This window comes from Actinoplanes sp. NPDC026670 (assembly GCF_040638175.1).
GTDB lineage: Bacteria > Actinomycetota > Actinomycetes > Mycobacteriales > Micromonosporaceae > Actinoplanes.
Genome location: NZ_JBEZXU010000031.1, coordinates 1 through 26,456, shown reverse-complemented (window position 1 = coordinate 26,456; position 26,456 = coordinate 1). Strand labels below are relative to the sequence as shown.

The following is a 26,456-nucleotide window of genomic DNA, read 5'->3' as shown; positions in this document are numbered from 1 at the left end:
GCACCGAGCACCGTCCGATTCGTACTTTTTGGGTAATTCATACTGTGGCACAGCTGATACCCGTAAACCGGGAATGTCGCGCAGAATTCGTGTCATGCCGTCACCGTCCGCGGTCGAGTTCGAGGAACAGCGCTCGTACCTCATGGCCGTCGCCTACCGCATGCTCGGCAACCGCGCCGAGGCCGAGGACGCGGTCCAGGAGGCCTGGCTGCGCTACGCGCAGCAGACCGAGGAGATCAGAGATCCGCGGGGGTGGCTCACCACGGTCACCGCACGGATCTGCCTGGACCAGCTCAACTCCGCTCGGGTACGCCGTACCGCGTACCCCGGCGAATGGCTGCCCGCGTTCGTGATCGAGCCGGACGCCGACCCCGCCGACCGGGCCGAACTGTCCGACCAGGTCAGCGTCGCCCTGCTGGTGGTGCTGGAACGGCTCACCCCCGAGCAGCGGGTGGCGTTCGTGCTGCACGACGCGTTCGCGGTGCCGTTCGACGAGGTCGCGGCGGTGCTCGACAGCACACCGGCGGCCGCCCGGCAGCACGCCTCCCGGGCTCGCAAGGCAGTCGCCGACGGAAACATCAGGCACACCGCCGGGCTCGCCGAACAACGGCGGGTGCTGGACGCGTTCCTCGCCGCGGCACAGAGCGGCGACATGCGTACCCTCGCCGCCGTGCTCGCACCCGATGTCGTCGCCATCGGCGACGGGGGCGGAATGGTCCGCACCGCCCTGCGTCCCGTTCTCGGCGCCGACAAGGTCGCCCGTTTCTTCGTCGGGCTGCTCACCTACAAGATGGCCGAGCTCACCGACCTCAAGGCCGAACCGGTCGTGGTCAACGGCTCCGCCGCGATGATGCTCCAGGGCACCCGCCCGGACGGCAGCCGGCTCGTCGTGGTGAGCGCGGTGGCGGTCGACGACGGCCGCATCACCGGCATCTTCAACCAGCAGAATCCGGAGAAACTAGTCCTGGGTCACTTCGAGTAGGTGCTTGCGGTAGTGCGAGGCGAACGGCTCGGTGCCGTCGCCGAGCGCCGTGATCAGGTGCCGGGACGCCGCGAACGCGTGCTCCACCAGATCGTCCGGGTAGCCGAAGGCGACCCGGTGCTCGGCGAACTCGTCCTCGTCGCGGAGCTCCACCAGGCCCGTCTCGCGGCGCCGCACCGCGTCCAGGTCCAGGTCGATGATGTGAACCGTGTCACCCTCCCAGCGGGCCGGGGTGGTGATGTCGCAATACACCTCGCTGGTCCGCGGGGGTGGGTTGAACATCCCCGTCCACCAGGCGTGATGCGGGATGAGCAGGACGAACGGGATCTGCTCGACGGACGGGCGGCCGTGGTAGACCGACGCGGTGCCCCGGGTCACGCCGACCCAGACACCGAGGTCGTCCTCGGCCAGACGGCGGGCCGGGTAGTCACGATGCGCCGAACCGTCGTACTTCGTGTAGATGACCCGGACCATCTCGCTCGGCATGGGTTGCACCCTAGCGGTGACCCGGATATGTCGGTGGTGGCGGGTACGGTTCCTCCGTGCCCGCAGCCAGTAAGAAGAAGGCAACCGCCGAGCAGATTCTCGCCGCCGCCGTGGGGGCGGTCCCCGGAGGCTCCGCCCGTCCAGGCCAGCAGGCCATGGTCGAGGCGATCGACAAAGCCGTGAAAGACAAGGAGCACCTGCTCGTCCAAGCGGGCACCGGCACCGGCAAGAGCCTCGGCTACCTGACACCGGCCCTGCTCGTCGACGGCCCGGTGGTCGTCTCCACCGCCACCCTCGCGCTGCAGAACCAGCTGGTCGAGCACGACCTGCCCCGGCTCGCCGAGGCGGTGCAGCCGGTGCTCGGGCGCAAACCCACGTTCGCCGTGCTCAAGGGCCGGCACCACTACCTCTGCGCGGCCAAACTCGAGCACGCCGACGAGGAGGGCCCCACCGACACCCTCTTCGACGCCGAGCCCGCCGCCCCCAAGGCCGGCCAGTGGCTCGGCGAGGGTGCCCGGCTCGGCAAGCAGATCCTGCGGATCCGGAAGTGGTCGGAGAAGACCCAGACCGGTGACCGCGACGAGCTCGACCCCGGCGTCGAGGACCTCGCCTGGCGCCAGGTCTCCATGCCGGCGCGCGACTGCGTCGGGGCCGGCCGTTGTCCGTATGGCGCGGAGTGCTTCGCCGAGGCGTCCCGGGCCCGGGCCCGCGAGGCCGACATCGTCGTCACCAACCACAGCCTGCTCGCCGTCGACATGATCGCCGGCCGGCAGATCGTCCCGCCGCACAAGCTGCTCATCGTCGACGAGGCACACGAGCTGGCCGACCGGGTCTCCTCGGCGGCCCAGGCCGAGATCACCCCCGAGGGGGTCGAGCGGGCCGGCCGCCGCTCCCGCACCCTGATCACCCCGGCTGCCGCCGAGTCCCTGGCCGAGGCGGCCGACGCGCTCACCGTCAGCCTCGCCGACCTCCCCGCCGGGCGGCTCACCGACGGCCTCCCCGAGCGCCTCCGCCTGGCCGTCTCGATGATCGAGTCGGCCACCCGGGCCGGTCTCACCGCGATCGGCGAGATCAAGTCGGATGATCCCGACCCGGTCGGCAAACAGCAGGCCAAGGCCGTGCTCGACGAGCTGTCCACGACCTCGCAGCGGCTCCTGGAGGAAAACTCCTACGACGTCGCCTGGGTGGAGAAATCCGACATGGGCAGCGGGCGGCGGGCGCTCGTGGTCGCGCCGCTCTCGGTCGCCGGCACCCTCTCGGAAAAGCTGTATGCCGACCGGACCGTGGTGGTCACCTCGGCGACGCTGACCCTGGGCGGCCGGTTCGACACGGTGGCACGGTCGCTCGGCCTGCCGGTCTCCCCGCCCGGCCCGCCGTCCGCCGCCTCTGCCGGCTCCTCCTCCGCATCCTCCGGCGACGGCTGGACGTCGCTCGACGTGGGTTCCCCGTTCGACTACCCCAAACAGGGCATTCTGTACGTTGCGGCGCACCTGCCCCGGCCGGCCGCCTCCGGTCTGCCCGACGCGGCCGGGGCTGAGCTGCTCCGGCTGGTGGAGGCGCTCGGGGGGCGTACTCTCGGGCTCTTCTCGTCCCGGAAAGCCGCCACCCAGGCCGCCGAGCTGTTACGTGCGAAAACCGACCTGCCGATTCTGTTGCAGGGCGAGGAGACGTTGCCGATCCTGGTCCGCAAGTTCAAGGAGGAGCAGGCCAGCTGCCTGTTCGGCGTGATGTCCCTGTGGCAGGGCGTCGACGTCCCCGGCGATTCGTGCCAGCTGGTGGTCATCGACCGCCTGCCGTTCCCGCGCCCCGACGAGCCGTTGGCCGCCGCCCGAGCTGCGGCGGTCGACGCTTCCGGTGGTTCCGGTTTCTCCGCCGTCAGCGTCCCGATCGCCGCGGTCCGCCTGGCCCAGGGCGTCGGCCGCCTGATCCGTTCCACCGGCGACAAGGGGGTGGTCGCGGTCCTGGACTCCCGCTTGGAGACGGCCCGGGGTTACGGCGCCTTCCTCCGGAAGTCCCTGCCCCCGTTCTGGTACACCACTCGTCCCGACGTCGCCGAGGGAGCCCTGCGCCGCCTGGCCAACACCTGACCCGCCCGCACTCACCACACTGCGTGACCGTCCGCGACCTGGGTGGAATCACGTCGCGACAGAGCCTTCCGTGCAGCCGTCTCACCTCGAGAAGAACAGCCCGCACGCGGATGACATCTCCTCGGCCGCAACGCGTCCTCCGGCAACGCGTCCTCCGGCAACGCGTCCTCCGGCAACGCGTCCTCCGGCAACGCCTCCTCCGGCAACGCCTCCCCACGGCTTGTCGGCCGCCGGTTGTCGGCCTCGGCTTGCCGGTGGTCGGTGGTCGGTGGTCGGTCGCCGGTCGCCGGTCGCCGGTCGCCGGTTGTCGGCCACGGCTCGTTGCTCGGGGCTCGTTGCTCGTCGTTGTCGATCTGGGTTCGTCGTTCGTTGCTCGCCGCCGCGGATCTTGCACGACTTTTCACCCTCGCGCCGATCTTGCAGCTCTTTCCGTGTCCCAACGGGAAGAAAGCTGCAAGGTCTCTCCGGCACAGTGGATCTTGCACGACAAGCCACGTCCAGACGTGAAAAACCTTGCAAGATTGCTGTGAACATGGAGAACCGTGCAAGATCCACAGGGTCGGTCGGGGGTGAAACCACGTGAAAACGACATTCTCGTCCTGGGCCGGCACCTCTGGCGCATGCGTAACAGGTGCGACAGTCCGAAAGCCGGGCGGGAAACATCGCACGGCAGACCGCGCGCAGGGCGAAAGCTTCGAAGAAGCCTCGACATCTCCGCGGCTCCCTCGGCTCCGAGCTGGACCACCGCCACCTCGCAGATTCCACAAGATCGGCGTGCCGAAGACCGTCAGCCGTCGCTCAGCGCGGTATTGCGGGTGCGTTTGGCGCGGTGAACGACGGCTGACGGTGGCCGGGTGTGAGTTTGTGGCGCTCGGCGAGGATGGCGGGAGTCGACGGCTCTACGGCTGGATGGGTGATGGGTTTGCTGCTGATCGCGTGCACGTTCCTGGTCGACCGGACGGGGGCGTTGCTTCTGCAACTGCGGGACGACAAGGCGGCCTACTGCCCGAACGTGTGGGGGCTGCCGGGCGGCGCGGTCGAGGAGGGGGAGACGGCGGAGGAGGCTGCCGTTCGCGAGTTGTGGGAGGAGACCCGGTTGCGACCGGACGGCCGGTTGCGGCTCTTCGCGGAGCAGGAGCTACCCGCCCAGGGCACTCATCAGGGTCGATTGAAGAGCTATTTCTTCGGTACGACCTCCGCAGTCCAGGACGACGTGATCCTCGGCGAGGGTGCGGCGATGCTGTTCATCCCGGCCGCCGAGGTGCTGGACCGCCCCTTCACCCCGGGCAGCGCCGAGATCATCGCCCGTTTCCTGGCCTCGCCCGAATACGCCGCCATCATCGATTCTCATGTCGACATCGCGGATCGTGATGATCGCTGACTAGTCATCAGACTCTGGTCCCTTGTAAAGTTCTCCCATGACGAGTTTCTCGCGTTCGGTCGGTGCTTCTTCTGTCGCCGCGGCATACCGTGGGCGCATGTCCAGCGTTGAGAGCGAGGCGTCGCGCCACGCCAGGGAAACCGAGCCGGTGACCGTGGATCTGGAGCGAAAGGCGCTGTTCGCCGCTCGGGTGGCGGCCCAGGCGAAAGGCCTTTCGCTGTCCGAGTGGCTGTCCCGGGTCGCCTGGGAGCAGGCTGTCGCCGAGGCCGCGGAGACGAGTGCCGAGCAGTATCGCCTGCATCCCGACGAGCCACCAGGCTGGGCGGATTCGGCTCTCGACCGCGTCTTCGGCCAGGACGCGGCGTGAAACGCGGTGATGTCTGGACGGCGGTTCGTCTCGGCCACGAGCGCCGCGTCGTCATCGTCGGTAACGACGCGATCAACGATCGTCACGATGGCGTTCTCGTCGTTCCGCTCTCTGACATCCACGAGCCCGGCCTGGCACTGCCATCGGTCCGCGACATCGAGGGAAAGCCGTTGGGGACGTTTCTCACTCATCACGTCGGTCAGGTGAACAAGGGCTATCTCACCTCGCGGGCCGCGGTCCTCGATGAGGCCAGTCGGGAGAGCGTCGATGTCGCTCTGCGGGCGGCGCTCGATCTCTGAGCGCAGCGTGTCACCATGGCTGCCGTGACGGGGCCGGGGTATGGGTATCCGCCGCCGGGAGGCTCGGGGCCGCGGCGGCGATGGCTTCCGGTTGTGGTCGGGGTCTGGGGTGTGGTGCTGCTCGCCGCGGTCTTCTGGTCGGTGCGTAACGATCCGCCGACCGTGCCCGAGCAGCGGACTGCCGGGCAGGCGGTGGCTGTGCTGCGGGCCGCCTCCGGGGCTGTCGTCGAGGCCGCCCAGGATGAGCGGTGGGTGCTGAGCCTCGGCGTGCTGCGGGTCGAGGAGTGTTCGATCACCCCGGTGTGGGACGGGCAGGAAGCCAGCCGTGAGGTGACCCTCTACGTGCCGGACGGTGATGCGCGGACGGCGCTCGACACGGTCGCTGACCGGTTGCCGGCCGGCTATCGGGCCGGAGTGATCGGCGCACGTGGGGGCACACGGCTGTCGTTCTTCGCCGACGCCGGTGAGAACGTCGGGGTCGAGTCCGAGGCGAACTCCGCCGATCAGGTGCTCAGCCTGCGGATCTTCACCGGTTGCCGTCCCGCTTCGGCGGATCTCGACCGGGGCGACCCGGCTGCCGGAACCGCTCCGCCCACGCTCGATGCCGTGGTGGCTGAGATCACCGCGACCGGCACCGGAAGCCCGTCCGCGACCCCTGGTCTGAACGGAAGCCCGTCCGCGACGCCTGCACCGGGCGGGAATCCCTCCGCGGCGCCGGCTCCGGGTGGGAGTTCGGTGGAGACGCTGGCCGTCGCGTGTCCGGGTGGCGGGACGGCGTCCACCTTCGTGCGGGACGCCGGGCCGGCCGGGGTGGATGACGGGCCGCGTGGGGTGCCGGAGGGGACGGTGCCGGTTTGGGCTGACGCGGGCGGGTGGGCGTACCGCATGGGGTCTGAATCGGTTGTGGTGACCGTGGAGCAGCAGCGTTATCGGGTGCGGGTGACCACCGCCTGCCGGGCCGGCTGAAAGCCGGTCAATAGACGAGGGCCTGGGCGCCGTCCGACATGATCTCCTCCACGAAGACCGCCGCGCCGGCGATGCGGATGCCGGGGATCACGTCGGCGGGGGTGATCTCGCGGCGGGCCGCGCATTGGGTGCAGGCGGTGACGCGGCCGGCTTCCAGGAGGAGTTCGAGCAGGTCGGGCAGCGGGGCGGCGTGGGCCAGTTCGAAGGTCGCGGCCCGGCCGGGCAGGGCGAACCAGGTGGACTCGCCGGTCAGCCACAACGACACGTCGATTCCGGCGGTCGCGGCGGTGCTCGCGACGTTGAATGCCTGGTTGCAGCGCTCCGGCGCGTCGGCTCCGGCGGTGGCCTTGACGACCAGCAAACGTGCCATACCGGCCAGCATAAGATGGGCCGGTCATGGTTACGGAGATCGGGTTCGTGAGTCTGCTGGTGGCCGCCCTCGGTGGGCTGGCCGGCGGCTTCGGCTATCTGGCAATGCGCATTTCGAGGGGACGCTGGTGAGCAACGAGACGGAAAACCCACTGGGCCCGCCGCCGTGGCTCAACGCTCCGCCGGTCGAGGGCTACCCCTATGAGGACACCCATGACCTGCGGTCCGGGCCGGATCTGCATCCGTCGCTGCTCGGGCTGCTGCCGTTCGTCGGGTTGTGGCGTGGGCGTGGGCAGGGCGGGTTCCCGCAGGAGGACGATTACAACTTCGCCCAGGAGATCCGGCTCAGTCACGACGGCCGGTCGTTCCTGCGGTATGAGTCGCGGGCCTGGCTGCTCGACGACGAGTCGAAGCCGATCGGGCAGGCGCTGGTCGAGTCCGGGTTCTGGCGTCCGGTGCTGGTCGACGGCCGGCCCGGCGACGAGATGGAGGCCACGATGATCCGGCCGGACGGGGTGGCCGAGCTCTACCTGGGCAAGGCGGCCACCACCCGGCTGGAGATGGTGGCCGACGCGGTGGCGTACACGCCGTCCGGGCTGCACGTCACCGGCGGGCAGCGGCTGTTCGGCGTGGTGGAGGGGGCGCTGCTCTACGCGCACGAGATCGCCGTCGACAACAGCGGTTTGAAGCCGCACATGTCGGCGCGCCTTCTACGCATCGGCGGCTGACCGAAAGCGCCTGCCAGGCATCGGCGGCTGATCCGAAAAGCGCCTGCCAGGCATCGGCGGCTGAGCCAAAAGCGCCTGCTAGGCATCGGCGGCTGACCGAAAAGGCGCATCGGCGAAACCAAGCAGGTCCAAGAGGCGGGACGTCCACGGCGAGCGAGGCCGGGGCGTCCCGTCCAGTGCGGTCACCTCGGCCAGACCACGTAGCGACGACGCCAGCCAGATCGCGTCGGCGGCGGCGAGTGCGGGCCGGGTGATCATCCGCTCGGCGGCGTGCAGGCCCAGCGACGGCGCCAGCGACAGCAGGTGAGCCGCGGTGATGCCGGGCAGGATGCCGGCTTCCTCGGGCGGGACCGTGCACAGCGTGTCACCGGTCAGCCAGACCACTGACGAGGTGGGCGCTTCCAGCACGTACCCCTCGGTGGAGAGCCAGATCAGATCGTCCACGCCCTGCCGTGCCGCCCACCGGCGGGCGGCGAAGTTCTCTCCGTAGGAGAGCGATTTCGCGCCGGCGATCGACCACGGTGGCCGCCGCCGCACCGAGATGCCCAGGTCAGCGCTTCGGACCCGCACTCCGTCGCGGCGTTCGCGGAGCACCGCCGACGGAAACGGCGAGACCGAGATGTCGAGGAGACTGCGGGTGTAGATGATCCGCAGGGCGCCTGTCGACTCGAAGACTCGTTCCCGGACCGGGGTGAGGTCGGGCTCGGGCAGACCGATGATCGCCGCCGAACGGGACAGCCGGGCCAGATGTTCGTCGAGCAGCCATGGCCCGGACCGGCGCAGGTGCACGGTTTCGAAAACGCCGTCGCCGAGCAGGTCGGTGGGCGCGACAAGGATCCGCTCGTTCACCCGAACTATGCTCGTCTGGTGTCCGCCACATCGCTAGCCGCCATGCTCCGCGAGCGGGGCCTGCGACTCACCCCACAGCGCCAGCTGATCCTTGAAGCGGTGCACGAGCTCGGTCATGCGACCCCCGAGTCGGTGCACAATGCGGTCCGTGAGCGGGCCGCCGGGGTCAACATCACCACGGTCTACCGGACCTTGGAACTGCTCGAAGAGCTCGGGTTGGTCAACCACACCCATCTGTCGCACGGTTCGCCGACCTATCACGCGGCCGGCGAGGATCAGCACGTCCATCTGGTGTGCCGGGCGTGCGGTTCGATCGCCGAGGTCGATCCGGCGGTGATGGCGCCGGTGACCGATCGCCTGCTGCACGAGCGCGCCTTCCGGGTCGATGTGGGGCACGTCTCGCTGTTCGGAGTCTGCGGTGACTGCAAGGAGGCCGAGTGACCACCGTCATGGTCGAGGACCTGGAGCCGGGTTCGGCGGATGCCGGGGTGCCGGCGCACTTCGGTGACCCGATGCGTGAGCAACGGCTGCTGGAGACGGGTGTCGGCCTGGTCGACAGGTCGAACCGTGAGGTGATCGCGGTGCCCGGCGAGGAGCGGGCGAGCTGGCTGCACACGCTGACCACCCAGCACCTGTCGACGCTGGGTGCCGACCAGGGCAGCGAGCTGCTGGTCCTCTCGCCGAACGGGCATGTGGAGCAGCACGCGTACGTCACCGAGGACGGCACGACGGCGTGGCTGGACACCGAGCCGGGCGCCGGTGCGGGCCTGCTCAAATACCTGGAGATGATGCGGTTCTTCACCCGCGTCGAGCCCCGCGACGCCACCGCTGAGCTGGCGGTCCTCTCCCTTGTCGGCCCGGGCGCGGCAGACCTCTTCCCGGACCTCGCGGCCCCTCAGGTGGGCGCGGTGCCGGGTCCCAGGTTCGCCGCCGGGTCGGTCCCGGCCAGGGCGACGAGCCTTTATTCGGTACGGGCGTACGAGGGCGGCCTGGCACGCCGGGTGCCGCTCGGCGTCGACCTGCTGGTGCCGAGGTCGAGCAGGGACGCGGTGATCGAGCGGCTCGGTGTGCAGCGGGCCGGCCTCTGGGCCTACGAGGCGGTCCGGGTCGCGCACCGCGTGCCGAGGCTGGGCTGGGAGACCGATCACCGGACCATCCCGGCCGAGATCGAGCTGATGGCGCCGGGCGTCCATCTGGACAAGGGTTGTTACCGGGGTCAGGAGACGGTCGCCCGGGTGCACAACCTGGGCCGCCCGCCCCGCCGCCAGGTTCTGCTCCACCTGGACGGGGTGGCCACCGATCACCCGCCGGCTCGTGGTTCGGCGGTCGAGCTGGATGGCCGGGCGGTCGGTTTCGTCGGCACCGCGGTTCGTCATCACGAGCTGGGCATGGTCGCTCTGGCGGTCCTGAAGCGCAATGTGCCGGATGATGCCCGTCTGACCGTGGGGGAGTCGGCGGCCGCCATCGACCCGGAATGAGTCATGGCAGGATGCGGGCATGACCGGGACTGTGATCACCGTCGCCCCGACCGGCGCGGAGAGCAAGAAGGTGGATGCGCCGGCCCTGCCAGTGACCCTGGCCGAGCTGACCACCACCGCCAAGGAGTGCGAGGCGCTGGGCGCTTCGATCGTTCATGTCCACATCCGGGACGATGAGGCCCGCCCGACCCTCGATCAGGGCCGGCTGCGTGCCACGGTCGCCGGGTTGCGGGAGTCGACCGGCCTGATCGTGCAGCTGTCCTCGGGCGGCTCGGTGCACGATCCGGAGGCGGACCGGCTGGCTGTTCTGGACGCGGCGCCGGAGATGGCGTCCTGCACGATGGGCACCGTCAACTTCGGTGACGACGTGTTCCTGAACCGCTGGGAGTTCATCGTCGAGCTGCACACCCGCATGCAGGAGCGCGGGATCGTGCCGGAGTACGAGATCTTCGACCTGGGCCAGCTCACCAGTCTGCAGCGCCTGCTCGGGAAGTACGGCCTGCCGTTCGGTGGCCACGTGCACGTCGACCTGGTGATGGGTGTGCCGGGCGGGATGCCCGGCACTGCGGCCGCGCTGGTCGCCTGCGAGCAGGTGATCCGTGACCTGCCGGCGGGCACCACGTTCTCGGCGACGGGCATCGGCCGCAGCACCCTGCCGGTGATGCTGGCGTCGCTGTCGGCCGGCGGGCACCTGCGGGTCGGCATGGAGGACACCCTGACGTACGCCAAGGGCCGTGCCGTCGAGTCGAACATGCAGCTGGTGGCCCGTGCCGTCGGGTTCGCCCAGCTCGCCCAGCGCCCGCCGCTGACCCCGGCCCAGGCCCGTGAGCTGCTCGGAGTGCCGGCCCGATGATCGTCGCCGAAGTGGTCCGGTCGGGTTTCGTGGAGAGCGTCCACCACGGTGTCGTCGCCATCCACGGTCAGCCCGGCTTCGGCGCCGTGGACACGCCGTTCTTCCCCCGCTCGTCCAACAAGCCGCTGCAGACCGTGGGCCTGCTGACCGCCGGGCTGGTCCCGCGCGAGGAGGCCGACCTCGCCCTGATCAGCGCCAGTCACGACGGCGAACCGTTCCACGTGGAACGTGTGCACGCCATCCTGGCCGCGGCCGGGCTCGGACCGGAGGCGCTGCGCTGCCCGGCCGACCTGCCGCTGGGCGAGACGGCGCGGCGCGACTGGCTCCGCGGTGGCGGCGAGCCCGAGCGCATCCTGATGAACTGCTCCGGCAAACATGCCGGCTTCCTCGCCACCTGCGTGGTCAACGGCTGGCCGCTGGAGTCGTACCTGGAGGTCGACCACCCGTTGCAGAAGACGCTCGCCGACGCGGTGAGCCGCCTGTCCGGTGAGCCGATCGCCGCGCTCGGGGTGGACGGGTGCGGCGCGCCGATCTTCGCGATCTCCCCGAACGGGCTGGCCCGCGCGTTCCTGCGCCTGGTCGAGGCCGAGCCGGGCACCCCGGAACGCCGGGTGGCCGACGCGATGCGGGCGCACCCGGAGCTGGTGGCGGGCACCGGGTCGGAGGACACCGTGCTGATGGGCGCGGTGCCCGGCCTGATCGTCAAGCGGGGCGCCGACGGCGTGCACGCGGCCGCTGTGGCCGGGGCGGGAGCGGTCGCGCTGAAGATCTCGGACGGGTCGGCGCGGGCGCGCGTACCCGTGCTGCTTGCTGCCCTGCGCCGTCTCGGCCTGGACGTTCCGGACCTGCCGGAGGTCGTTCTCGGTGGTGGCCGCCCGGTGGGCGAGGTTCGCGCGGCCTTCTGAGCCCCTAAGGGGGCGACTTCAGGGGTGACTCGGTTCACGCTAGCTTTTGCAAGCATTCTGCTTGCAGGAGCTAGCACCCCGGGCTAACGTCGAAGCATGGCCACGCCAAAGGACCTGCCCGAGGACATCGGAACCTTCATTCGAGACCTCCGGCAGACCGCGAAGATCTCGCTCCGGCAGCTCGCCGACAAGGCCGGGGTGAGCAACCCCTACCTGAGCCAGATCGAGCGTGGCCTGCGAAAGCCGAGCGCCGAGGTGCTACAGCAGATTGCCAGTGCCTTGCGAGTGTCGACGCCCGCGATGTATCTGCGGGCCGGGCTGCTCGATGGTGAGGGCCAGCAGGGCGTGCTGGCCGCCATCGCGGTCGACCCGGAGCTCACGATCGCGCAGAAGCAGTCCCTGACGCAGATCTACGAGACGTTCCGCAACGAGAACGCACGAACCGAGCACGCGCGAACAACGCAGCCCGCCGAAGACGCTGAGGAGCAGAAATGACCGAGCAGACCAAGACCAAGATTCCCGCCCCCCTCTACGCCGCCGCCGGCGCCGGTGACGCCGCCTACGAGCAGCTCCGCAAGCTGCCGGCCGTGCTCAACGAGCTGAGCGACCGTGCCGCCGCCTCCCTGAAGGCGTACAACGAGCAGGCCGGCACCAAGGCCGCCGAGTTCGGCACCAAGGCCCAGGAGCTGCGCGGCAAGGCCCAGGAGACCGACTTCGTGGCCCTGCGCGACAGCGCGGCCACCGCCGCGGTCAACTTCGCCCAGGTCGCCCAGGAGCGCGCCATCGCCGTCTACAACGAGCTGGTCGCCCGCGGCGAGCGCGTGGTCGGCACCGGTGTGGTCGAGGCCGCCGACGTGGTCAACTCCGACATCGAGGCGACCGAGCAGCCGAAGGCCGTCGAGGAGGCGAAGGCTGTCGAGGCCGCCGTCGAGGAGGCGAAGGCTGTCGAGGCCGCGCCGAAGCCGCGCAAGCGCGCCAAGCCGGCCGCGTCCGCTGAGTGATCCGACACTGATCCGTTCATGACCGCGGGCCCCGGCGTTTGCCGGGGCCCGCGGCATAGACTCTTCCTCATGGTCTCGACCGTGCCGCCCTACCTGTATGTCGTCCTATGGATCAACGTCGCCTTCATGCTCCTGTCCATGGGAGTCCAGGCGGTCGCGCTGATCCACTGCCTGACCCAGCGCGGCCCGGCGTTCCAGGCCCTCGGCACACTTCCGAAAGGCGCGTGGGCCGGCATCCTGGCCGTCCTCCTGGTGCTCAGCGGCTTCCTCTACAACACGCTGCTGATCAGCATGATCGGCATCGCCGCCGCGCTGATCTACCTGCTCGACGTCCGTCCCGGCCTCAAGGACATCTCGGACGGCAAGGGCTTCTGGTGATGCGGTTCGGCCCGCCTCCTCCGGATGGCGGGCCGCGCCTTCAGCGCGTCGATCGGACCGGGCCCCGGACCGGTCGCCCGACGCTGCCGGGCCCGGCCACCGAGTTGATCACCCTTCCTTCGGGTGTGCGGGTGGAGCAGCTCACCACCGGCACCGGCGACCCGGTCACGGTGTTCGCCCACGGGCTGGCCGGTGACATCGCCGGCACCCGGCCACTGGGCAGCGCGGTCATCGGCCGCCGGGTGTTCTTCCACTTCCGTGGGCACGGCCGGTCCGACGTGCCACCCGGCCCGTGGTCCTTCGGTGATCTGGCCGCCGACCTGGGTGCCGTCGCCGATGCGGCGGGCGCCACCCGGGCGCTGGGCGTCAGCATGGGTGCGGCCGCGCTCTGCCGCCTGCTCGCCACCGATCCCGGCCGCTTCGAGCGGGTCGTCCTCTATCTTCCGGCGCCGCTCGACGGGGTTCGCTCGGCCGCGTCCGTGCAGCGCCTGGAGCGTCTGCTGGCCTCCGTCGAGTCCGGTGAGGCCGCGATGATCGCCGACGCCGTCGAGCGGGAGATCCCGCCGTCGGTCCGCAACACCCCGGCCGGCTGGAGTTTTCTGCGGCAGCGAGTCGACCAGTTGCAGCGCGACGGGCTGGCGCCGGAGATCGAGTCGGTGTGGTCCGCCCCGGCGCTCGCCGAGGAGCGGCAGCTCAAGGATTTCCGGGGGCAGGCGCTCGTGATCGGCTGCGTCGGGGACGAGACGCATCCGGTGGCCTGGGCGGAGCGGATCGCCGGGCTGCTTCCCGGCACTGAGCTGGAAGTGTTCGACAGACCGGCGATTCTGTGGAGCAATCGGGCCGCCCTACGGGACCGGATCTCGGAGTTTCTGAACCGCCCTTATGTCCGAAAGCCGTAACTTTTCTGGCCCTCGACCCGGTGAAGCGTACGTGCGTTTGTCCCCTAAGACCGTCTTTCTCGCTTTGCTGGTTGTCGGACTCCCGTTCGCGGTAGTGGCCGGCTGGGCGCTGGGCGCTCCGGCCGCACGGAAGGCGAACATCGGCGCCTCCGCGCTCGGCAGCCCCCTCGGCGGCGACGGCGCCTTCGGTTCGGCCCCCGGACACCGCCCGGGCGGCGCGGCTGCCGCCCCGGCCCGGCCGCGGACCACCGCAGACCCGGCCAGTTCCCCGGTGCCGGCGGCCGGACCCAGCACGGTCACCGCCACGGTCACGGTCGTCCGTACCGCCGACCCGACCCGCCCGGTCGAATCCACCGACCCGCCGCTGTTCACCGACCCGCCGGTGCCGACGCCGACGCAGGTCTCCGGCTCGCCCGACGATCCGTTCGAGTTCCCGCTGGACCCGAGCGCCACGCCGGAGTTCCCGTTCCCGCCGGCGATGCCGTCCGACCAGATCGTGGGCTTCGAACGCTTCCGCTACTGGCGCCGCTGACCCGGCCCACCTTTCCGGCTGGCTCTCACCGCTGTCGCGCGCTTCGGGAGACAGCGGTGAGAGCCAGCCGGGCGGGCCTGGCGCTGTCCGTACTGGAACTCGGGCTCTAAGCTCCCGGAACGTGAGCGGTGATCTGAGTGAGACCCGGCCGGTGACGGCCTTTCGTGAGTTCGCCACCGGGGCAGGCCTGCTCGGGCGCGGGCTCGGCCTGGTCCTGCGCAGCCCCCGGCTGCTCCTTCTCGGACTGTTGCCGGCCCTGCTGTCCGGCGTCCTCTACATCGTCGGGCTGGTCTTCCTGGTCCGCTACCTGCCTGAGCTCTCGGCACAGGCCACCTGGTTCGCCGACGACTGGTTCGCCGACGACTGGGCCGCCTGGCTGCGTGGCACCATCCGGGTGATCGGCGGGATCGCGGTGCTCGGGTTCGGGCTGCTGCTGTCGGTGCTCACGTTCACCGCGGTGACCCTGCTGATCGGCGACCCGTTCTACGAGAAGATCTCCGAACTCGTCGAGGACCGGTTCGGCGGCGTGCCCGACGCGGTCGACGTCGGCCTTCTGCGGAGCCTGCGCCGCAGCCTCGTCGACTCCCTCAAACTGGTCGGCATCTCGATTCTGGTCGCCATCCCGCTCTTCCTGCTCGGGCTGATCCCGGTGGTCGGCCAGACGGTGGTTCCGGTGCTGGCCGGGGCGGCCGGTGGCTGGCTGCTCGCCCTCGAGTTGACCGGAGTCCCGTTCCAGCGTCGTGGCCAGCGTCTGCGTCACCGCCGGGTGGCTCTGGCCGGCAACAAGCCGTTGACGCTCGGGTTCGGGGCGGCGGTCTTCGCCACGTTCCTGGTCCCGCTCGGCGCGGTCTTCCTGATGCCGGCCGCCATCGCGGGTGCGACCCTGCTGGCCCGGCGCTCCCTGAACAAGCCGATCACCATCACCACCACCGCCTCCCTGTAGCTCGCCCGGGCCGAGGGGGATAGCAGGCCGGGCCGAGGGCTGGGGGAGCGGTCGGGCCGCGGTTCCGACGCGTCCCGGTAGCCGCGGCAGTCGGGACGGCCGGGATGCGGTCGGCCGGGCCGGGGAGCGTTCGGGCTACGGTTTCCGGGTGGAGATCGAACTGGTTGAGGGTGACATCACGGTTCAGCGGGTCGACGCGATCGTCAACGCGGCGAACTCGTCGCTGCTCGGCGGGGGCGGGGTGGACGGCGCGATCCACCGCAAAGGCGGGCCGGACATCCTTGCCGAGACCCGGATGTTGCGGGCTTCGAAGTATGGGCGCGGGCTGCCGACCGGGCAGGCGGTCGCGACCACCGCCGGACGGCTTCCGGCCCGGTGGGTGGTGCACACGGTCGGGCCGGTCTTCAGCGCCGACGAGGACCGGTCGGAGTTGCTGCGGTCCTGCTACGCCAACTCGCTGCGGGTCGCCGACGAGCTCGGTGCGGAGTCGATCGCGTTTCCGCTGATCTCGGCCGGGATCTACCGGTGGCCGGTCGACGACGCGGTTCGTCAGGCGCTCACGGTGCTCCGGGCGGCCGAGCCGGCGCATCTCCGGACGGCGACTCTCGTGCTGTTCGGCGCCGACACGGCCGCGACTGCGCGCCGGGTCGCCGCTGCCTGAATGCGGGACGGCCGCGACTGCCCGCCGGGTCGCCGCCGCCTGAATCCGGAACGGCCGCGGATCCAGGACCGGGCGCCCCGGCAGAGCCAGGCTCCGGACGCGGCGCCCGACCGTGCCAAGCCCGGGTGAGGGTGTCCCGATCGATCAGGCGGAGGTGCGGATGATCAGTTCGGTCGGGAGGATTATCGCCGGGTCGATCTCGGGGTCGCCGGCGATCAGGCGCAGCATCTGGCGGGCCATCACCCGGCCGGCCTCGGCGATCGGCTGGCGGACCGTGGTGAGCGGCGGATCGCTGTAGCGGCTGATCTCGAAGTCGTCGAAGCCGATCACCGCGACGTCATCCGGCACCCGCCGGCCGGCGTTGCGCAGGGCCTGAAGGGCGCCGTGCGCCATCAGGTCGGAGGCGGCGAACACGGCGTCGAGATCCGGGTCCTGGTCGAGGAGGGCGCGCATCGCGGTGACGCCTGATTCGCGGGTGAAGTCGCCGGCCGCGACCAGGGACGGCAGCCCGGCGGCCTGGAGGGTCTCGCGGTAACCGGTGAGGCGTTCGAGGCCGGCCACCATGTCCTGTGGTCCGGCTATCGTCGCGATCCGCCGGCGGCCGGAAGTGATCAGGTGTTGGAGGGCGGCTGCGACACCGCCGGCGTGATCGACGTCCACGTAGGGCACCGGTGGGTCGGCGAGCATCGGGCGGCCGGAGCAGATGACCGGGATGCCGCGGCGGGCCAGCAGGCCGGGCAGCGGGTCGGCGCCGTGGATGGAGGCGAACATGACGCCGTCGACGTGGCCGGCCACGGCGTACCGCTCGACCCGGTGGTATCCGGCGGCCGAGCCGGCCATCATCAGCACCAGTTGCTTGTCGGCGGCTTCCAGCTCGGAGCCGACGCCGCGGATGATGGCCGGGAAGAACAGGTCGTCGGAGAAGACCCGGTTCGCGGTTTCCGGGAGGATCAGCGCGATCGAGTCGGTCTGCCTGGTCACGAGGCTGCGGGCGGCCTGGTTCGGCACGTAGCCGAGCTCGTCGACGGCCCGGTTGACCGCCTCGCGGATGGCGACGGCGACCGTGGTGGAGCCGTTGACGACGCGGGACACCGTCGCCCGGGACACCCCGGCTCGACGGGCAACCGCTTCCAGGGTGGGCCGTTCCCGCGTCGTCACTAAAGGGCTCCTATTCCAGGCCGTTACGCCGGATCACCTCGCGGTACCACTTCGCGCTGTCCTTGAGCACACGCTGTTGCGTCGTGTAGTCGACGTGCACGATACCGAAGCGTTTCGCGTACCCCTCGGCCCATTCGAAGTTGTCCATCAATGACCACGCGAAGTAGCCCCGGAGGTCGACGCCGGCGGCGAGGGCGTCGTGGCAGGCGCGCAGGTGGGCGTCGACGTACTCGATGCGCAGCGGGTCGTGGACGCCTTCCGGGTAGGCCGCGCCGTTCTCGGTGATCATCAGCGGGGTGCCCGGGTAGTCACGGTGGATGCGGGTGAGGAGCCGGGTCAGCGACGCCGGCTCGATCTGCCAGCCCATGTCGGTGACCGGGCCGACCGGCTTGCGGAAGGCGATGCCCTCGCTGCCCGGGTAGTCGAGGGCGGCCGGCTGGCCGGGTTTCGCCGACACGTACGACGGGGTGTAGAAGTTGATCCCCAGCACGTCGATCGGGGCGTTGATGATCGCCTCGTCGCCGTCTTTGATGAACGACAGGTCGGTGATCCGGGAGATGTGCTCCAGCACGTCGGCCGGGTAGTGGCCGCGCAGCAGCGGGTCGAAGAAGATCCGGTTGGCGACGCCGTCGATGATCCGGGCGGCGTCGACGTCGGCCGGGTTCGCCGGGTCGAGCGGGGAGACCTCGCACGGGTTGAGCGTGATGCTGATGCTCCGCGCGCCGGCCGAGCGCAGTGCCCGGGCGGCGAGGCCGTGGGCGAGATTGAGGTGGTGCACGGCGGCCAGCGAGCCGGCCGGGTCCTGCCGGCCGGGGGCGTGGATGCCGTTGCCGTAGCCGAGGTAGGCCGAGCACCACGGCTCGTTCAGCGTGGTCCAGGTGCCGACGCGGTCGCCGAGGCGGCCGTAGACGACCTGCGCGTACTCGGCGAAGGCCTCGGCGGTCTCCCGCACCGTCCAGCCGCCGCGGTCCTCGAGCGTCTGCGGGAGGTCCCAGTGGTAGAGGGTGACGACCGGGTCGATGCCCTTGCCGAGCAGCTCGTCGGTGAGCCGGTCGTAGAAGTCGAGGCCACGGGTGTTGACCGGGCCGGTGCCGTCCGGGCGGACACGCGGCCAGGCGACCGAGAAACGGTACGCGCCGAGGTTGAGGTCGGCCATCAGGGCGACGTCCTCGGCATACCGGTGGTAGTGGTCGCACGCGACGTCGCCGGTGTGGCCTGCGTGGACCTTCCCCGGTGTACGGCTGAACGTGTCCCAGATGGACGGGCCGCGGCCGTCCTCCCTCGCGGCGCCCTCGATCTGGTAGGAGGCCGTGGCCGTCCCCCAGACGAAGCCTTCGGGGAAGGTGATCCCCGTCGAGGCCGGCTGCGCCGACGTGGACGTGACGGTTGCCGTCATGTCATCTGCTCCTGATGATCCGCCGAACTTAACCGGTTCATCTTACGGCCTGAGAGCGCTCCAACAAGGGTAAGGCCCTGGAACTTCAGCCGGTACGCAGCGCCTGGAAGAGACGAGGATCACCACTGAGCGCCAATTGGTCGGCTCGTTTGCGGCCCATCAGTGCCAGTTGGAGGTCGCTCACACTGCCCGTCGCCTTCGCCCGGGCGTGGTGATCGTCGCTGTCCAGGATCGTGCCGGTGTCGAGCAGGGCGATCCCCGCGCCGCGCAACCTGACGAACCACTCCTGCCCGGCATCCGTCCCGACCAGGTGCACGACACCGTGCAGATCGGTCGGGCCCTGGCGCTTGCCGGCCGGCAGCCATGTGTCCAGGATCTCGCTGACCCCGTCGGTCGCGAGTTTCGTCTCGATCGGGGTGGCCCGGCCCGCGGCCGACTCGGCGTCCCACCTGTGCACCGAGACCTCGTGCGCCATCCGGCGGTCCCAGAACCCGGCCCGTTTCGGCTGGGGCGCCCAGTTCCACGCCGGGAAGTCCGGATCGAGCGCCTCCAGCGTCTCGATCGTGCCGGTCAGCTCACGGCGCAGCACGTCGAGCGTCTCCGGCCAGTCGGTCGCCGGTAGCGCCGGCGCGAACTCCGGAAGCGAGGTGACCCCACGGGTCACCGTGTTGCGCACCCAGTGCAGCACCTCGGTGACGTGGTGGGCGAGGTCGGCCACGGTCCAGTCCGGGCAGCCGGGGATGGCCGGCTCGGGGCCGGTCTCGGCGACGGCGTCCCAGAGCGCCGGCCCGTCGGCGCGCAGCGCTGCGAGCCAGAAATCCTTCGTCGCGTGCAACCTGTTCATCGCAGTCGTCTCCCCGCTCGCCGGACCGCCGGTGAACCTTCCCCCGGGTGGACCTTAGGGTTGGCGTCGTGACTGATACCCCTTCGGCCCCGGAGAGATTCCTGTCGGCGTACACGACGCTACGCCTCGGCGGGCCCGCAGGCACAGTGACCACCGCGGTCCATACGGACGAGGCGGTCGGCGCGGTGCGTTCGGCGTCGGCAGCCGGGCGGCCGCTGCTCGTGCTCGCCGGCGGCAGCAACGTGGTGATCGGCGACGACGGCTTCGACGGCGAGGTGCTGCTGCTGCGCACCCGGGGCGTCGAGGTCACCGATGAGGACGCCTCCGGCGTCCTGGTGCGGGTCGCGGCCGGCGAGCCCTGGGACGATTTCGTGTCGTACGCGGTGGGCGCCGGCCTGTCCGGTGTCGAGTGCCTCTCCGGCATCCCCGGTGCGGCCGGCTCCACCCCGATCCAGAACGTCGGGGCGTACGGCCAGGAGGTCGCGCACACCATCGAGGCGGTGCACGCCTACGACCGCCGGGCCGACGCGATCCGGGTGATGACCCCGCAGGAGTGCGGCTTCGGCTACCGGACCAGCGTCTTCAAGCACGACGACCGTTACCTGGTCACCGCGGTCGACTTCCGGCTGCCCCGGTCGGTGGAGTCGGCCCCGATTCGCTACGCCGAACTGGCCCGTTCGCTGGGCGCCGAGGCGGGCGACCGGGTCCCGCTGCGCCAGGCCCGGGACACCGTGCTCAAGTTGCGCGCCGGCAAGGGCATGGTGCTCGACCCGGAGGACCGTGACACCTGGTCGGTCGGCTCGTTCTTCACCAACCCGGTGGTGCCCGCCGCCGTGCTGGCGAGCATCGGCGAGGCGCCGCACTGGCCGGCCGAGGACGGTCTGGTGAAGCTTCCGGCGGCCTGGCTGATCGAGCACGCCGGTTTCCCGAAGGGTTTCGCCGGGGACGGTGTGGCCATCTCCGGCAAGCACACGCTCGCGCTCACCAACCGGGGTGCCGGCACCACGGCTGCGCTGCTCGACCTGGCCCGGACCATCCGGGACGGGGTCCGGGCGAGGTTCGGTGTCGAGCTGCACCCGGAGCCGGTGCTGATCAACTGCGCGGTCTGACGGGGCTCACTGCCACCCGAAGACCTGCGTGTAATAAGGAGTGCCGTCGACGGCGAAGGCCACCCCGGCGCCGAACGACTTGGCCTTGCAGTTGAGGATGTTGCGCCGGTGCCCGGGGCTGGCCATCCACGCCTCCATCACCTCGGGGGCGCTCCGGTAGCCCCAGGCTATGTTCTCCCCGGCCGGCTGCTGGTAACCGGAATCCTCGCTGCGGTCGACGAAGGTCGAGCCGTCCCGCCAGACGTGGCTGAACAACCGGGTCCGGGCCATGTAGTTGCTCTGCCGCAGGGAAGCGGTGACCAGGTGCCCGTCGACGGTGAGCGCGGGACAGCCGGCCTCCTTACGTTCCTCGTTGGTCAGCCGGACCACCTGCACCATTACGGTGCGGGCCCGGATCTGGACCGGGGTCAGTGAAGGCGTGGTCGTCGGGGTGGCCGTGACGGTCGGTGGCGGGGTCTCCTGAGGTCCGTTAGCCAGAGCCGGTGCGGAGAGCGCGAACAGCGCGGGCGCCGCCGCGAGCGCGGCGACACGTCGTACCACCAGGTCGAACACAGGTGCCTCCCGGATACGCATTGACCGGGCGCCTATCGCCCGTCACGGTTATCGCACCCCGTTGCTCGCGGCGTGTCACATCTTTCGCGGAACGGACGATAAGCCGTACGAGAAATGTCAGGCTGTAGGGATGTCCCGGTCGGGCCTGCGGGTTATCCGGGGTTTGAACGGTCACAGCGGATCCTTGCGGACCGGCTCGGACCCCGTCACCCGGCGCTAGACTGTCACTGTCCGTAAATAGGCGGTGACATCACGCTATATGGTGGTTTTGCGCCGCCAGCGCGGGTTAGGGACAGGGTGAGCCAACGATGAGTCGCCTACTCGTGGTCGAGGACGACCCGGACATCGCACTCGCTCTCCGGTTGCTGTTCAGCCGGGCCGGATATGAGGTGGCGCACGCCGCCGACGGCCGCTCCGGGCTGAAAGAGGCCTACGCCGAACACCCCGACCTGGTGGTGCTCGACGTCGGCCTGCCGGAGATGGACGGCTGGCAGGTGCTGGAGCGGCTGCGCGACGTCTCGGATGTGCCGGTGCTGGTCCTCACCGCTCACGGCCAGGAGGCGGAGAAGGTGCGCGGCCTGCGGGGCGGCGCCGACGACTACCTGACCAAGCCGTTCGCCAACAACGAACTGCTGGCCCGGGTGGAGGCGCTGCTGCGGCGCTCGTCCTCCGGGCAGAACAGCTGGGCCAGTCAGGTCTACGACGACGGCCTGGTGCACCTCGACCCGACCAAGCGCCGGGTGTATGTCAAGGGTGAGGAGAAGCGCCTCACTCCGACCGAGTTCCGCCTGCTCAACGCGCTGGTACGACATGCCGGCGCGGTCCTCTCGCCGAACCAGCTGCTGACCCAGGCCTGGGACGACCCGACCGGCATCGGCCAGGAACGGGTCAAGTTCGCGGTGCTGCGGCTACGGCGCAAGCTCGGCTGGTCCGACCCCGACGAGTCACCGATCGAATCGGTCCGCGGGTTCGGCTATCGCTACCGCCGCCCGGGCGGGGAGTCCTGAGCCGCCCCGTTCCAGGCGGGGAGTCCTGAACATTCCGGCGTACCGGGCGATCTTCTCAGTTGGTGCCCCGAGGGGTCGATGAGGGCAGTGAAGCCGAGCAGGAGGTAGCAAGTCGTGGAAGACCTTGGCGAGATCGTTGGCGAATTCCTCATGGAGAGCCACGAGAACCTGGACCAGATCGACCGGGACCTCGTCAGCCTTGAACAGGAACCGGGCTCGCGTGACCTGATCTCCCGTATCTTCCGGGCGATCCACACGATCAAGGGCACCAGTGGGTTCCTGGCCTTCTCCCGCCTGGAGAAACTGGCGCACGCCGGTGAGTCCCTGCTGTCCCGGCTCCGTGACGGCGTCCAGCCGGTCACCCCGGAGACCATCACCGTCCTGCTGCTCTGCATCGACGGCGTCCGGTCCATCCTGTCCTCGATCGAGGAGAACGGGTCCGAGGCCGAGGTCGACATCGAGAGCATGATCGTCCGGATCAAGGCGCAGATGGACGCGCCGACGGACGGCGCCGCTGCTCCGGCCGCTGCCGCGCCCGCCGCCGAGGCCGCCCCGGCCGCCGAGGCGGAGGCCCCGGCGAGTGTCGAGCAGGACGCTGCGGCCGCCCGTCCGGCCCCCGAGCCGGTCACCGACCAGCGCCAGCCGCTGGGCCAGATGCTCGTCGACGCCGGCGCGGCACAGGCCGCCGACGTCGCCTCGGCGCTCCAGCAGCAGATCGAGGGCGACGAGCGCAAGCTCGGCACGATCCTGCTCGAGGAGGGCAAGGCGGCGCCCACCGCGGTCAGCGAGGCGCTCCAGTCGCAGGCCCCGAAGCGGAGCATCGCCGACAGCGCGATCCGGGTCGACGTCGACCTGCTCGACACCCTGATGAACATGGTCGGTGAGCTGGTGCTGGCCCGGAACCAGCTGGTCCGTGGCGTGATGGAGATCGGCGACTCCGGTCTGGTCCGCAGCGCCCAGCGGCTCGGCATGATCACCAGTGAGCTGCAAGAGGGCATCATGAAGACCCGCATGCAGCCCATCGAGCACATCTGGTCCAAGCTTCCCCGAGTCGTCCGGGACCTGAGCAACTCGCTCGGCAAGCAGGTCGCGCTCGTGATGGAGGGCAAGGAGACCGAACTCGACCGGAGCCTGCTGGAGGCGGTCAAGGACCCGCTGACCCACCTGGTGCGTAACGCGGTCGACCACGGCATCGAGGAGCCGGAGCGGCGGATCGCGTCCGGCAAGGACCCGGAGGGCACCCTCACCCTCCGCGCGTACCACGAGGGTGGGCACGTCGCGGTCGAGGTCGCCGACAACGGCGCCGGCCTGAACGTCGAGCGGATCGCGCAGAAGGCCGTGGAGAACGGGCTGCTCCGGCCGGAGCAGATCCCGAACATGGACAAGCGCGACATCATGGCGATGGTCTTCCAGCCCGGCTTCTCCACCGCCGCGAAGGTCACCAACGTCTCCGGCCGCGGCGTCGGCATGGACGTGGTCAAGACCAACATCGAGAACATCGGCGGCGCGGTCAGCGTCGACTCGACACCCGGCGAGGGCACCGTCTGGCGCCTCACCATCCCGCTGACGCTGGCGATCATCCAGGCCCTGACCGTCGACTGCGCCGACCAGCGTTACGTCGTCCCGCAGGTCGCGGTGCTGGAGCTGGTCTTCATCGACGGCAACACCACCAAGGTCGAGTACGCCTCCGGCGCCCCGGTCTACCGGCTGCGCGGCAAGCTGCTCCCACTGGTCCGCCTGGACCGGGCCCTCGGCCTGGAAGTCGGCGGCGACCAGGGCGTCTACATCATGGTGCTACAGGCCGACGGCCGCCGGTTCGGCCTGGTCGTCGACCGGGTGCTGAACACCGAAGAGGTCGTCGTCAAAGCCCTCAACACCAGATTCAAGGACATCGGGTTGTACGCCGGAGCCACCATCCTGGGCGATGGCAAGGTGGGTCTGATCCTGGACGTGTCCTCGCTGGCCCGCCGCTCGCACCTGGCTGTCGACTCGGAACGCGAGACGGTCGCCGACAAGCGCGGTCAGCAGGGTGGCGGCACCGAGCGCCTGCTGGTCACCGCGGTCGGCGAGCGCCGGGTGGCGATCCCGCTGGACACGGTGACGCGGCTGGAGGAGTTCCCGCGCGACCGGATCGAGCACGCCGGCTCCCGCGAGGTGGTCCAGTACCGCGGCCAGATCCTGCCCCTGGTGCGCCTGTCGCACCTGCTCGGGGCGTACGGCGAGGAGCTGGAGGGCGACACCGTGTCGGTGGTCGTCTACAGCGAGGGCGGCAAGAGCGTGGCCCTGGTCGTGGACCGGATCGTGGACATCGCCGAGAACTCGACCACCGCACGCCGCGACGCGGAGGAGGACGGCCTGGTCGGCACCGCCGTGATCCAGCAGCGGGTGACCGAGCTGCTCGACGTGCGCCGGGCCATCCTCGCCGCCGACCCGAACTTCTACAGCGATTCGATGGACGACATGCTGGTGGAGGCCTGACATGGCGAGTCGTCAGTTCGCCACCTTCGAGGTGGATGGCCAGCTCTTCGGGGTCGAGGTGCATACCGTGCAGGAGGTTCTCTCCTACAACGAGTACACCCCGGTTCCGCTGGCGCCACCCGCGGTCGGCGGCCTGTTCAACCTGCGTGGTCAGGTGATCGCCGCGGTGGACCTGCGAGTGCAGCTGGGCCTGGCCCGGCAGGCGCTCCAGGGTCCGGTCATGAACGTCATCCTGCGCGGGGACGGGGAGCCGGTGTCACTGCTGGTGGACAAGATCGGCGAGGTGGTCGATCTCGACGACGAGACCTTCGAGCCCCCACCGGACACGCTCAGCGGTCCCACGAGGGAGCTCGTGGTGGGCACGTTCAAGCTGGACGGGCGGTTGATGCTGGCTCTCGACGTCAACCAGGCCGTCGATACCTACCGCGCTACGAACTGATGTACAGCCTGGTCAGCGCCCCCGTGCTGGGCTTCGACCTGACTCGCCTGGAGGGCGGGTCGGCCGCGGCCGAGGTGATGCTGCGCGCCCTGCGCCTCCAGAGCGGAGACCTGCCGGTACTCGCCGAGCGCCTGCCCGACGAGAACGTCCGCGGCCCGCTCTGGGTCGAGGTGGAGTCCGCCGCGCGGCGGATGCCCACCCTCAAGGGCATGTCGAAGGACGACCCGGCCGGAAACCTCGCATTGGTCGAACGCGCGCCGATCGGGTCGGTCGACGCGCTGCTGACCTGTCTGCGCTACGACGTGATGTCGTGGACCTGGGAGGGCACCGGCCGGGACGCGCGGCAGAGCGAGGACGCGGCCGCGGCCACCGCCCTGCTCTGTGACGCCGCGGTCGCCAGCTACCTGCGTGAGGTGCTCGACGAGGAGACCCGCCGCCGGCTCGGCGCCGGGTGGGTCTCGGCGGTGCGCAAGCTGCCGGCCGGGCCACCCATCGACATGGGGCCGCACCACTACACGGTGTCGGCCCTGCTCGACCGGCTACGCACGCTGCGGCCGGAGGACCGGCTCCGGGTCTCCTCCGCAGCCGACGACGCCCGGCGCAACACCGCCGGCTGGTCGCCCGCCGTGCATTCGGCGTCCTGGGCGGCGTATCTCTCCGATCGGGTCCGTACCGCGGCCGCAGCGCAGATGCTGTTGGTGCAGGCCGTGGACACGGCCGGGATTCCGCTGGCAGATCGTGCCGGCGGGGTCTGGAACATGCTCAGCGGTGCCGTTCAGGCGCTGGTGGTGCGCGATTTGCTGGACACCGCCACGGCCCACCGGCTGCTCGCTCCGGTGGTCGCGGCGCTCGGCCCGGCCTGGCTCGGTTGAAGGGAGTGGTCGAATGATCTCGGTTCTCGTCGTCGACGATTCCGTGGTGGTACGTCGGCTGATCGTCGATGCTCTCGGCGAAGCGCCGGGCATCCAGGTCGTCGGCACCGCCGCGAACGGTCTGCTCGCACAGGCGAAGATCGATCAACTCAAACCCGACGTGATCACGATGGACATCGAGATGCCACAGATGGACGGCATCGAGGCAGTCCGCGAGCTGCGCAAGCGGCACAACACCCCGGTGATCATGTTCAGCACGCTCTCGGCGGCGGGCGCGACGGCCACGCTCGAAGCGCTGTCCGCGGGCGCCACCGACTACGTGACCAAACCGAGCAACGTCGGCAAGCAGACCTGGATCGACGCGCTGACCCGGATGCACGGCACCGACGCCTGGAAGGCCGAGCTCACCAAGCACGGCTGGACCGACGCGTTCGTCA

General features: G+C 70.3%; 31 protein-coding genes and 1 pseudogene. 25 read left to right on the top strand and 7 right to left on the bottom strand.

What is annotated here, in order from left to right:
* Positions 1-94 precede the first annotated feature (94 nt).
* Positions 95-982, top strand: coding sequence for an RNA polymerase sigma factor SigJ (gene sigJ / locus AB0E94_RS27990; RefSeq protein ID WP_360331706.1), 888 nt, complete (start codon positions 95-97; stop codon positions 980-982).
* Here the strand turns inward: sigJ and AB0E94_RS27985 are convergent.
* The gene (locus AB0E94_RS27985; protein WP_360331704.1) at positions 959-1,468 is read right to left on the bottom strand and encodes a DUF402 domain-containing protein; all 510 of its coding nucleotides are present in this window, start codon (positions 1,466-1,468) and stop codon (positions 959-961) included. The genes sigJ and AB0E94_RS27985 overlap by 24 nt on opposite strands.
* Positions 1,469-1,623: 155 nt before the next feature.
* On the opposite strand from AB0E94_RS27985, the gene AB0E94_RS27980 reads away from it, so the two are divergent.
* The 5 genes from AB0E94_RS27980 (at position 1,624) to AB0E94_RS27960 (ending at position 6,568) form a co-directional block, all read left to right on the top strand.
* Positions 1,624-3,555, top strand: a complete 1,932-nt coding sequence (locus tag AB0E94_RS27980; protein ID WP_360331947.1) for an ATP-dependent DNA helicase — start codon at positions 1,624-1,626, stop codon at positions 3,553-3,555.
* A 916-nt stretch (positions 3,556-4,471) separates the two neighbouring features.
* On the top strand, positions 4,472-4,936 hold the full coding sequence (locus AB0E94_RS27975; protein WP_360331701.1) for an NUDIX domain-containing protein: 465 nt from the start codon (positions 4,472-4,474) through the stop codon (positions 4,934-4,936).
* Positions 4,937-5,033: 97 nt separating this feature from the next.
* Entirely contained in the window at positions 5,034-5,303 is a 270-nt protein-coding gene (locus tag AB0E94_RS27970) for a hypothetical protein (RefSeq protein ID WP_360331698.1), read from the top strand.
* Positions 5,300-5,602 (top strand): type II toxin-antitoxin system PemK/MazF family toxin, encoded by a 303-nt coding sequence (locus tag AB0E94_RS27965; protein ID WP_360331695.1) that lies wholly within the window; start codon positions 5,300-5,302, stop codon positions 5,600-5,602. The genes AB0E94_RS27970 and AB0E94_RS27965 overlap by 4 nt, the downstream gene beginning before the upstream one ends.
* 15 nt (positions 5,603-5,617) lie before the next feature.
* Positions 5,618-6,568 (top strand): hypothetical protein, encoded by a 951-nt coding sequence (locus AB0E94_RS27960; RefSeq protein ID WP_360331692.1) that lies wholly within the window; start codon positions 5,618-5,620, stop codon positions 6,566-6,568.
* Between the two features lie 7 nt (positions 6,569-6,575).
* Here AB0E94_RS27960 and AB0E94_RS27955 read toward each other — a convergent pair whose 3' ends face one another.
* Complete coding sequence (locus AB0E94_RS27955) at positions 6,576-6,950, bottom strand: DsrE family protein (protein WP_360331689.1); 375 nt, start codon at positions 6,948-6,950, stop codon at positions 6,576-6,578.
* A 14-nt stretch (positions 6,951-6,964) separates the two neighbouring features.
* Here AB0E94_RS27955 and mtfM point away from each other — a divergent pair, with 14 nt between their 5' ends.
* The gene (gene mtfM / locus AB0E94_RS27950) at positions 6,965-7,069 is read left to right on the top strand and encodes a small membrane protein MtfM (protein ID WP_043533180.1); all 105 of its coding nucleotides are present in this window, start codon (positions 6,965-6,967) and stop codon (positions 7,067-7,069) included.
* Positions 7,066-7,665: an FABP family protein gene (locus tag AB0E94_RS27945; protein ID WP_360331686.1), complete on the top strand. Its 600-nt coding sequence runs from the start codon at positions 7,066-7,068 to the stop codon at positions 7,663-7,665. Before mtfM ends, AB0E94_RS27945 begins: the two co-directional genes overlap by 4 nt.
* A gap of 78 nt (positions 7,666-7,743) precedes the next feature.
* Here the strand turns inward: AB0E94_RS27945 and AB0E94_RS27940 are convergent, their stop codons facing one another.
* Positions 7,744-8,514, bottom strand: coding sequence for an aminotransferase class IV (locus AB0E94_RS27940; protein WP_360331684.1), 771 nt, complete (start codon positions 8,512-8,514; stop codon positions 7,744-7,746).
* An 18-nt stretch (positions 8,515-8,532) separates the two neighbouring features.
* Here AB0E94_RS27940 and AB0E94_RS27935 point away from each other — a divergent pair, with 18 nt between their 5' ends.
* The 11 genes and pseudogenes from AB0E94_RS27935 (at position 8,533) to AB0E94_RS27885 (ending at position 16,164) form a co-directional block, all read left to right on the top strand.
* A complete protein-coding gene (locus tag AB0E94_RS27935; RefSeq protein ID WP_360331681.1) occupies positions 8,533-8,955 on the top strand; it encodes a Fur family transcriptional regulator in 423 nt (140 codons plus the stop codon).
* Positions 8,956-8,963: 8 nt separating this feature from the next.
* On the top strand, positions 8,964-9,992 hold the full coding sequence (locus AB0E94_RS27930) for a folate-binding protein (RefSeq protein ID WP_360331945.1): 1,029 nt from the start codon (positions 8,964-8,966) through the stop codon (positions 9,990-9,992).
* Positions 9,993-10,011: 19 nt separating this feature from the next.
* Entirely contained in the window at positions 10,012-10,845 is an 834-nt protein-coding gene (locus tag AB0E94_RS27925; RefSeq protein WP_360331678.1) for a 3-keto-5-aminohexanoate cleavage protein, read from the top strand.
* Entirely contained in the window at positions 10,842-11,750 is a 909-nt protein-coding gene (locus tag AB0E94_RS27920; RefSeq protein WP_360331675.1) for an asparaginase, read from the top strand. The genes AB0E94_RS27925 and AB0E94_RS27920 overlap by 4 nt, the downstream gene beginning before the upstream one ends.
* Before the next feature lie 96 nt (positions 11,751-11,846).
* Positions 11,847-12,191, top strand: a pseudogene (locus tag AB0E94_RS27915) (helix-turn-helix transcriptional regulator); the annotation flags it as partial.
* 50 nt (positions 12,192-12,241) lie between these two features.
* Positions 12,242-12,751: a hypothetical protein gene (locus AB0E94_RS27910; RefSeq protein ID WP_360331672.1), complete on the top strand. Its 510-nt coding sequence runs from the start codon at positions 12,242-12,244 to the stop codon at positions 12,749-12,751.
* Between the two features lie 69 nt (positions 12,752-12,820).
* Complete coding sequence (locus AB0E94_RS27905; protein WP_360331669.1) at positions 12,821-13,129, top strand: DUF2516 family protein; 309 nt, start codon at positions 12,821-12,823, stop codon at positions 13,127-13,129.
* Positions 13,129-14,028, top strand: a complete 900-nt coding sequence (locus tag AB0E94_RS27900) for an alpha/beta hydrolase (protein WP_360331942.1) — start codon at positions 13,129-13,131, stop codon at positions 14,026-14,028. Before AB0E94_RS27905 ends, AB0E94_RS27900 begins: the two co-directional genes overlap by 1 nt.
* A gap of 31 nt (positions 14,029-14,059) precedes the next feature.
* Complete coding sequence (locus AB0E94_RS27895; protein WP_360331666.1) at positions 14,060-14,560, top strand: hypothetical protein; 501 nt, start codon at positions 14,060-14,062, stop codon at positions 14,558-14,560.
* Positions 14,561-14,681: 121 nt separating this feature from the next.
* Positions 14,682-15,503: an EI24 domain-containing protein gene (locus tag AB0E94_RS27890; RefSeq protein WP_360331663.1), complete on the top strand. Its 822-nt coding sequence runs from the start codon at positions 14,682-14,684 to the stop codon at positions 15,501-15,503.
* A gap of 148 nt (positions 15,504-15,651) precedes the next feature.
* A complete protein-coding gene (locus AB0E94_RS27885; protein ID WP_360331660.1) occupies positions 15,652-16,164 on the top strand; it encodes an O-acetyl-ADP-ribose deacetylase in 513 nt (170 codons plus the stop codon).
* 144 nt (positions 16,165-16,308) lie between these two features.
* Here AB0E94_RS27885 and AB0E94_RS27880 read toward each other — a convergent pair whose 3' ends face one another.
* From AB0E94_RS27880 to AB0E94_RS27870, 3 genes are all read right to left on the bottom strand, one after another.
* Positions 16,309-17,322, bottom strand: a complete 1,014-nt coding sequence (locus AB0E94_RS27880; protein WP_360331657.1) for a LacI family DNA-binding transcriptional regulator — start codon at positions 17,320-17,322, stop codon at positions 16,309-16,311.
* Between the two features lie 10 nt (positions 17,323-17,332).
* On the bottom strand, positions 17,333-18,718 hold the full coding sequence (locus AB0E94_RS27875; RefSeq protein WP_360331655.1) for a GH1 family beta-glucosidase: 1,386 nt from the start codon (positions 18,716-18,718) through the stop codon (positions 17,333-17,335).
* A gap of 85 nt (positions 18,719-18,803) precedes the next feature.
* On the bottom strand, positions 18,804-19,562 hold the full coding sequence (locus AB0E94_RS27870) for a maleylpyruvate isomerase family mycothiol-dependent enzyme (RefSeq protein ID WP_360331652.1): 759 nt from the start codon (positions 19,560-19,562) through the stop codon (positions 18,804-18,806).
* 68 nt (positions 19,563-19,630) lie between these two features.
* Here AB0E94_RS27870 and AB0E94_RS27865 point away from each other — a divergent pair, with 68 nt between their 5' ends.
* Positions 19,631-20,671 (top strand): UDP-N-acetylmuramate dehydrogenase, encoded by a 1,041-nt coding sequence (locus tag AB0E94_RS27865; RefSeq protein WP_360331649.1) that lies wholly within the window; start codon positions 19,631-19,633, stop codon positions 20,669-20,671.
* A 6-nt stretch (positions 20,672-20,677) separates the two neighbouring features.
* Here the strand turns inward: AB0E94_RS27865 and AB0E94_RS27860 are convergent, their stop codons facing one another.
* Positions 20,678-21,223: a CAP domain-containing protein gene (locus AB0E94_RS27860; protein ID WP_360331646.1), complete on the bottom strand. Its 546-nt coding sequence runs from the start codon at positions 21,221-21,223 to the stop codon at positions 20,678-20,680.
* Positions 21,224-21,531: 308 nt separating this feature from the next.
* Between AB0E94_RS27860 and AB0E94_RS27855 the strand changes: the two genes are divergently transcribed.
* The 5 genes from AB0E94_RS27855 to AB0E94_RS27835 all read left to right on the top strand — a co-directional run.
* Positions 21,532-22,230: a response regulator transcription factor gene (locus AB0E94_RS27855; protein ID WP_093619553.1), complete on the top strand. Its 699-nt coding sequence runs from the start codon at positions 21,532-21,534 to the stop codon at positions 22,228-22,230.
* Positions 22,231-22,344: 114 nt separating this feature from the next.
* Entirely contained in the window at positions 22,345-24,708 is a 2,364-nt protein-coding gene (locus AB0E94_RS27850; protein WP_360331643.1) for a chemotaxis protein CheA, read from the top strand.
* Between the two features lies 1 nt (position 24,709).
* Positions 24,710-25,147 carry a chemotaxis protein CheW gene (locus AB0E94_RS27845; protein ID WP_093619555.1) on the top strand — a complete coding sequence of 146 codons (438 nt, stop codon included), beginning with the start codon at positions 24,710-24,712 and terminating at the stop codon, positions 25,145-25,147.
* The gene (locus AB0E94_RS27840) at positions 25,147-26,019 is read left to right on the top strand and encodes a hypothetical protein (protein ID WP_360331640.1); all 873 of its coding nucleotides are present in this window, start codon (positions 25,147-25,149) and stop codon (positions 26,017-26,019) included. Before AB0E94_RS27845 ends, AB0E94_RS27840 begins: the two co-directional genes overlap by 1 nt.
* 13 nt (positions 26,020-26,032) lie before the next feature.
* A partial coding sequence (locus AB0E94_RS27835; protein ID WP_360331637.1) for a response regulator occupies positions 26,033-26,456 on the top strand: 424 nt, incomplete at its 3' end.

Excerpts from the sequence above, each read along its gene's own strand:
- AB0E94_RS27845 (WP_093619555.1), top strand. The coding sequence starts at position 24,710 with ATGGCGAGTCGTCAGTTCGCCACCTTCGAGGTGGATGGCCAGCTCTTC.
- AB0E94_RS27985 (WP_360331704.1), bottom strand. The coding sequence starts at position 1,468 with ATGCCGAGCGAGATGGTCCGGGTCATCTACACGAAGTACGACGGTTCG.
- AB0E94_RS27920 (WP_360331675.1), top strand. The coding sequence starts at position 10,842 with ATGATCGTCGCCGAAGTGGTCCGGTCGGGTTTCGTGGAGAGCGTCCAC.
- AB0E94_RS27980 (WP_360331947.1), top strand. The coding sequence starts at position 1,624 with ATGGTCGAGGCGATCGACAAAGCCGTGAAAGACAAGGAGCACCTGCTC.
- mtfM (WP_043533180.1), top strand. The coding sequence starts at position 6,965 with ATGGTTACGGAGATCGGGTTCGTGAGTCTGCTGGTGGCCGCCCTCGGT.
- AB0E94_RS27910 (WP_360331672.1), top strand. The coding sequence starts at position 12,242 with ATGACCGAGCAGACCAAGACCAAGATTCCCGCCCCCCTCTACGCCGCC.
- AB0E94_RS27855 (WP_093619553.1), top strand. The coding sequence starts at position 21,532 with ATGAGTCGCCTACTCGTGGTCGAGGACGACCCGGACATCGCACTCGCT.
- AB0E94_RS27930 (WP_360331945.1), top strand. The coding sequence starts at position 8,964 with ATGGTCGAGGACCTGGAGCCGGGTTCGGCGGATGCCGGGGTGCCGGCG.
- AB0E94_RS27875 (WP_360331655.1), bottom strand. The coding sequence starts at position 18,718 with ATGACGGCAACCGTCACGTCCACGTCGGCGCAGCCGGCCTCGACGGGG.
- AB0E94_RS27970 (WP_360331698.1), top strand. The coding sequence starts at position 5,034 with ATGTCCAGCGTTGAGAGCGAGGCGTCGCGCCACGCCAGGGAAACCGAG.
- AB0E94_RS27975 (WP_360331701.1), top strand. The coding sequence starts at position 4,472 with ATGGGTTTGCTGCTGATCGCGTGCACGTTCCTGGTCGACCGGACGGGG.
- AB0E94_RS27960 (WP_360331692.1), top strand. The coding sequence starts at position 5,618 with ATGGCTGCCGTGACGGGGCCGGGGTATGGGTATCCGCCGCCGGGAGGC.
- AB0E94_RS27840 (WP_360331640.1), top strand. The coding sequence starts at position 25,147 with ATGTACAGCCTGGTCAGCGCCCCCGTGCTGGGCTTCGACCTGACTCGC.
- sigJ (WP_360331706.1), top strand. The coding sequence starts at position 95 with ATGCCGTCACCGTCCGCGGTCGAGTTCGAGGAACAGCGCTCGTACCTC.
- AB0E94_RS27870 (WP_360331652.1), bottom strand. The coding sequence starts at position 19,562 with ATGAACAGGTTGCACGCGACGAAGGATTTCTGGCTCGCAGCGCTGCGC.
- AB0E94_RS27905 (WP_360331669.1), top strand. The coding sequence starts at position 12,821 with ATGGTCTCGACCGTGCCGCCCTACCTGTATGTCGTCCTATGGATCAAC.
- AB0E94_RS27955 (WP_360331689.1), bottom strand. The coding sequence starts at position 6,950 with ATGCTGGCCGGTATGGCACGTTTGCTGGTCGTCAAGGCCACCGCCGGA.
- AB0E94_RS27900 (WP_360331942.1), top strand. The coding sequence starts at position 13,129 with ATGCGGTTCGGCCCGCCTCCTCCGGATGGCGGGCCGCGCCTTCAGCGC.
- AB0E94_RS27925 (WP_360331678.1), top strand. The coding sequence starts at position 10,012 with ATGACCGGGACTGTGATCACCGTCGCCCCGACCGGCGCGGAGAGCAAG.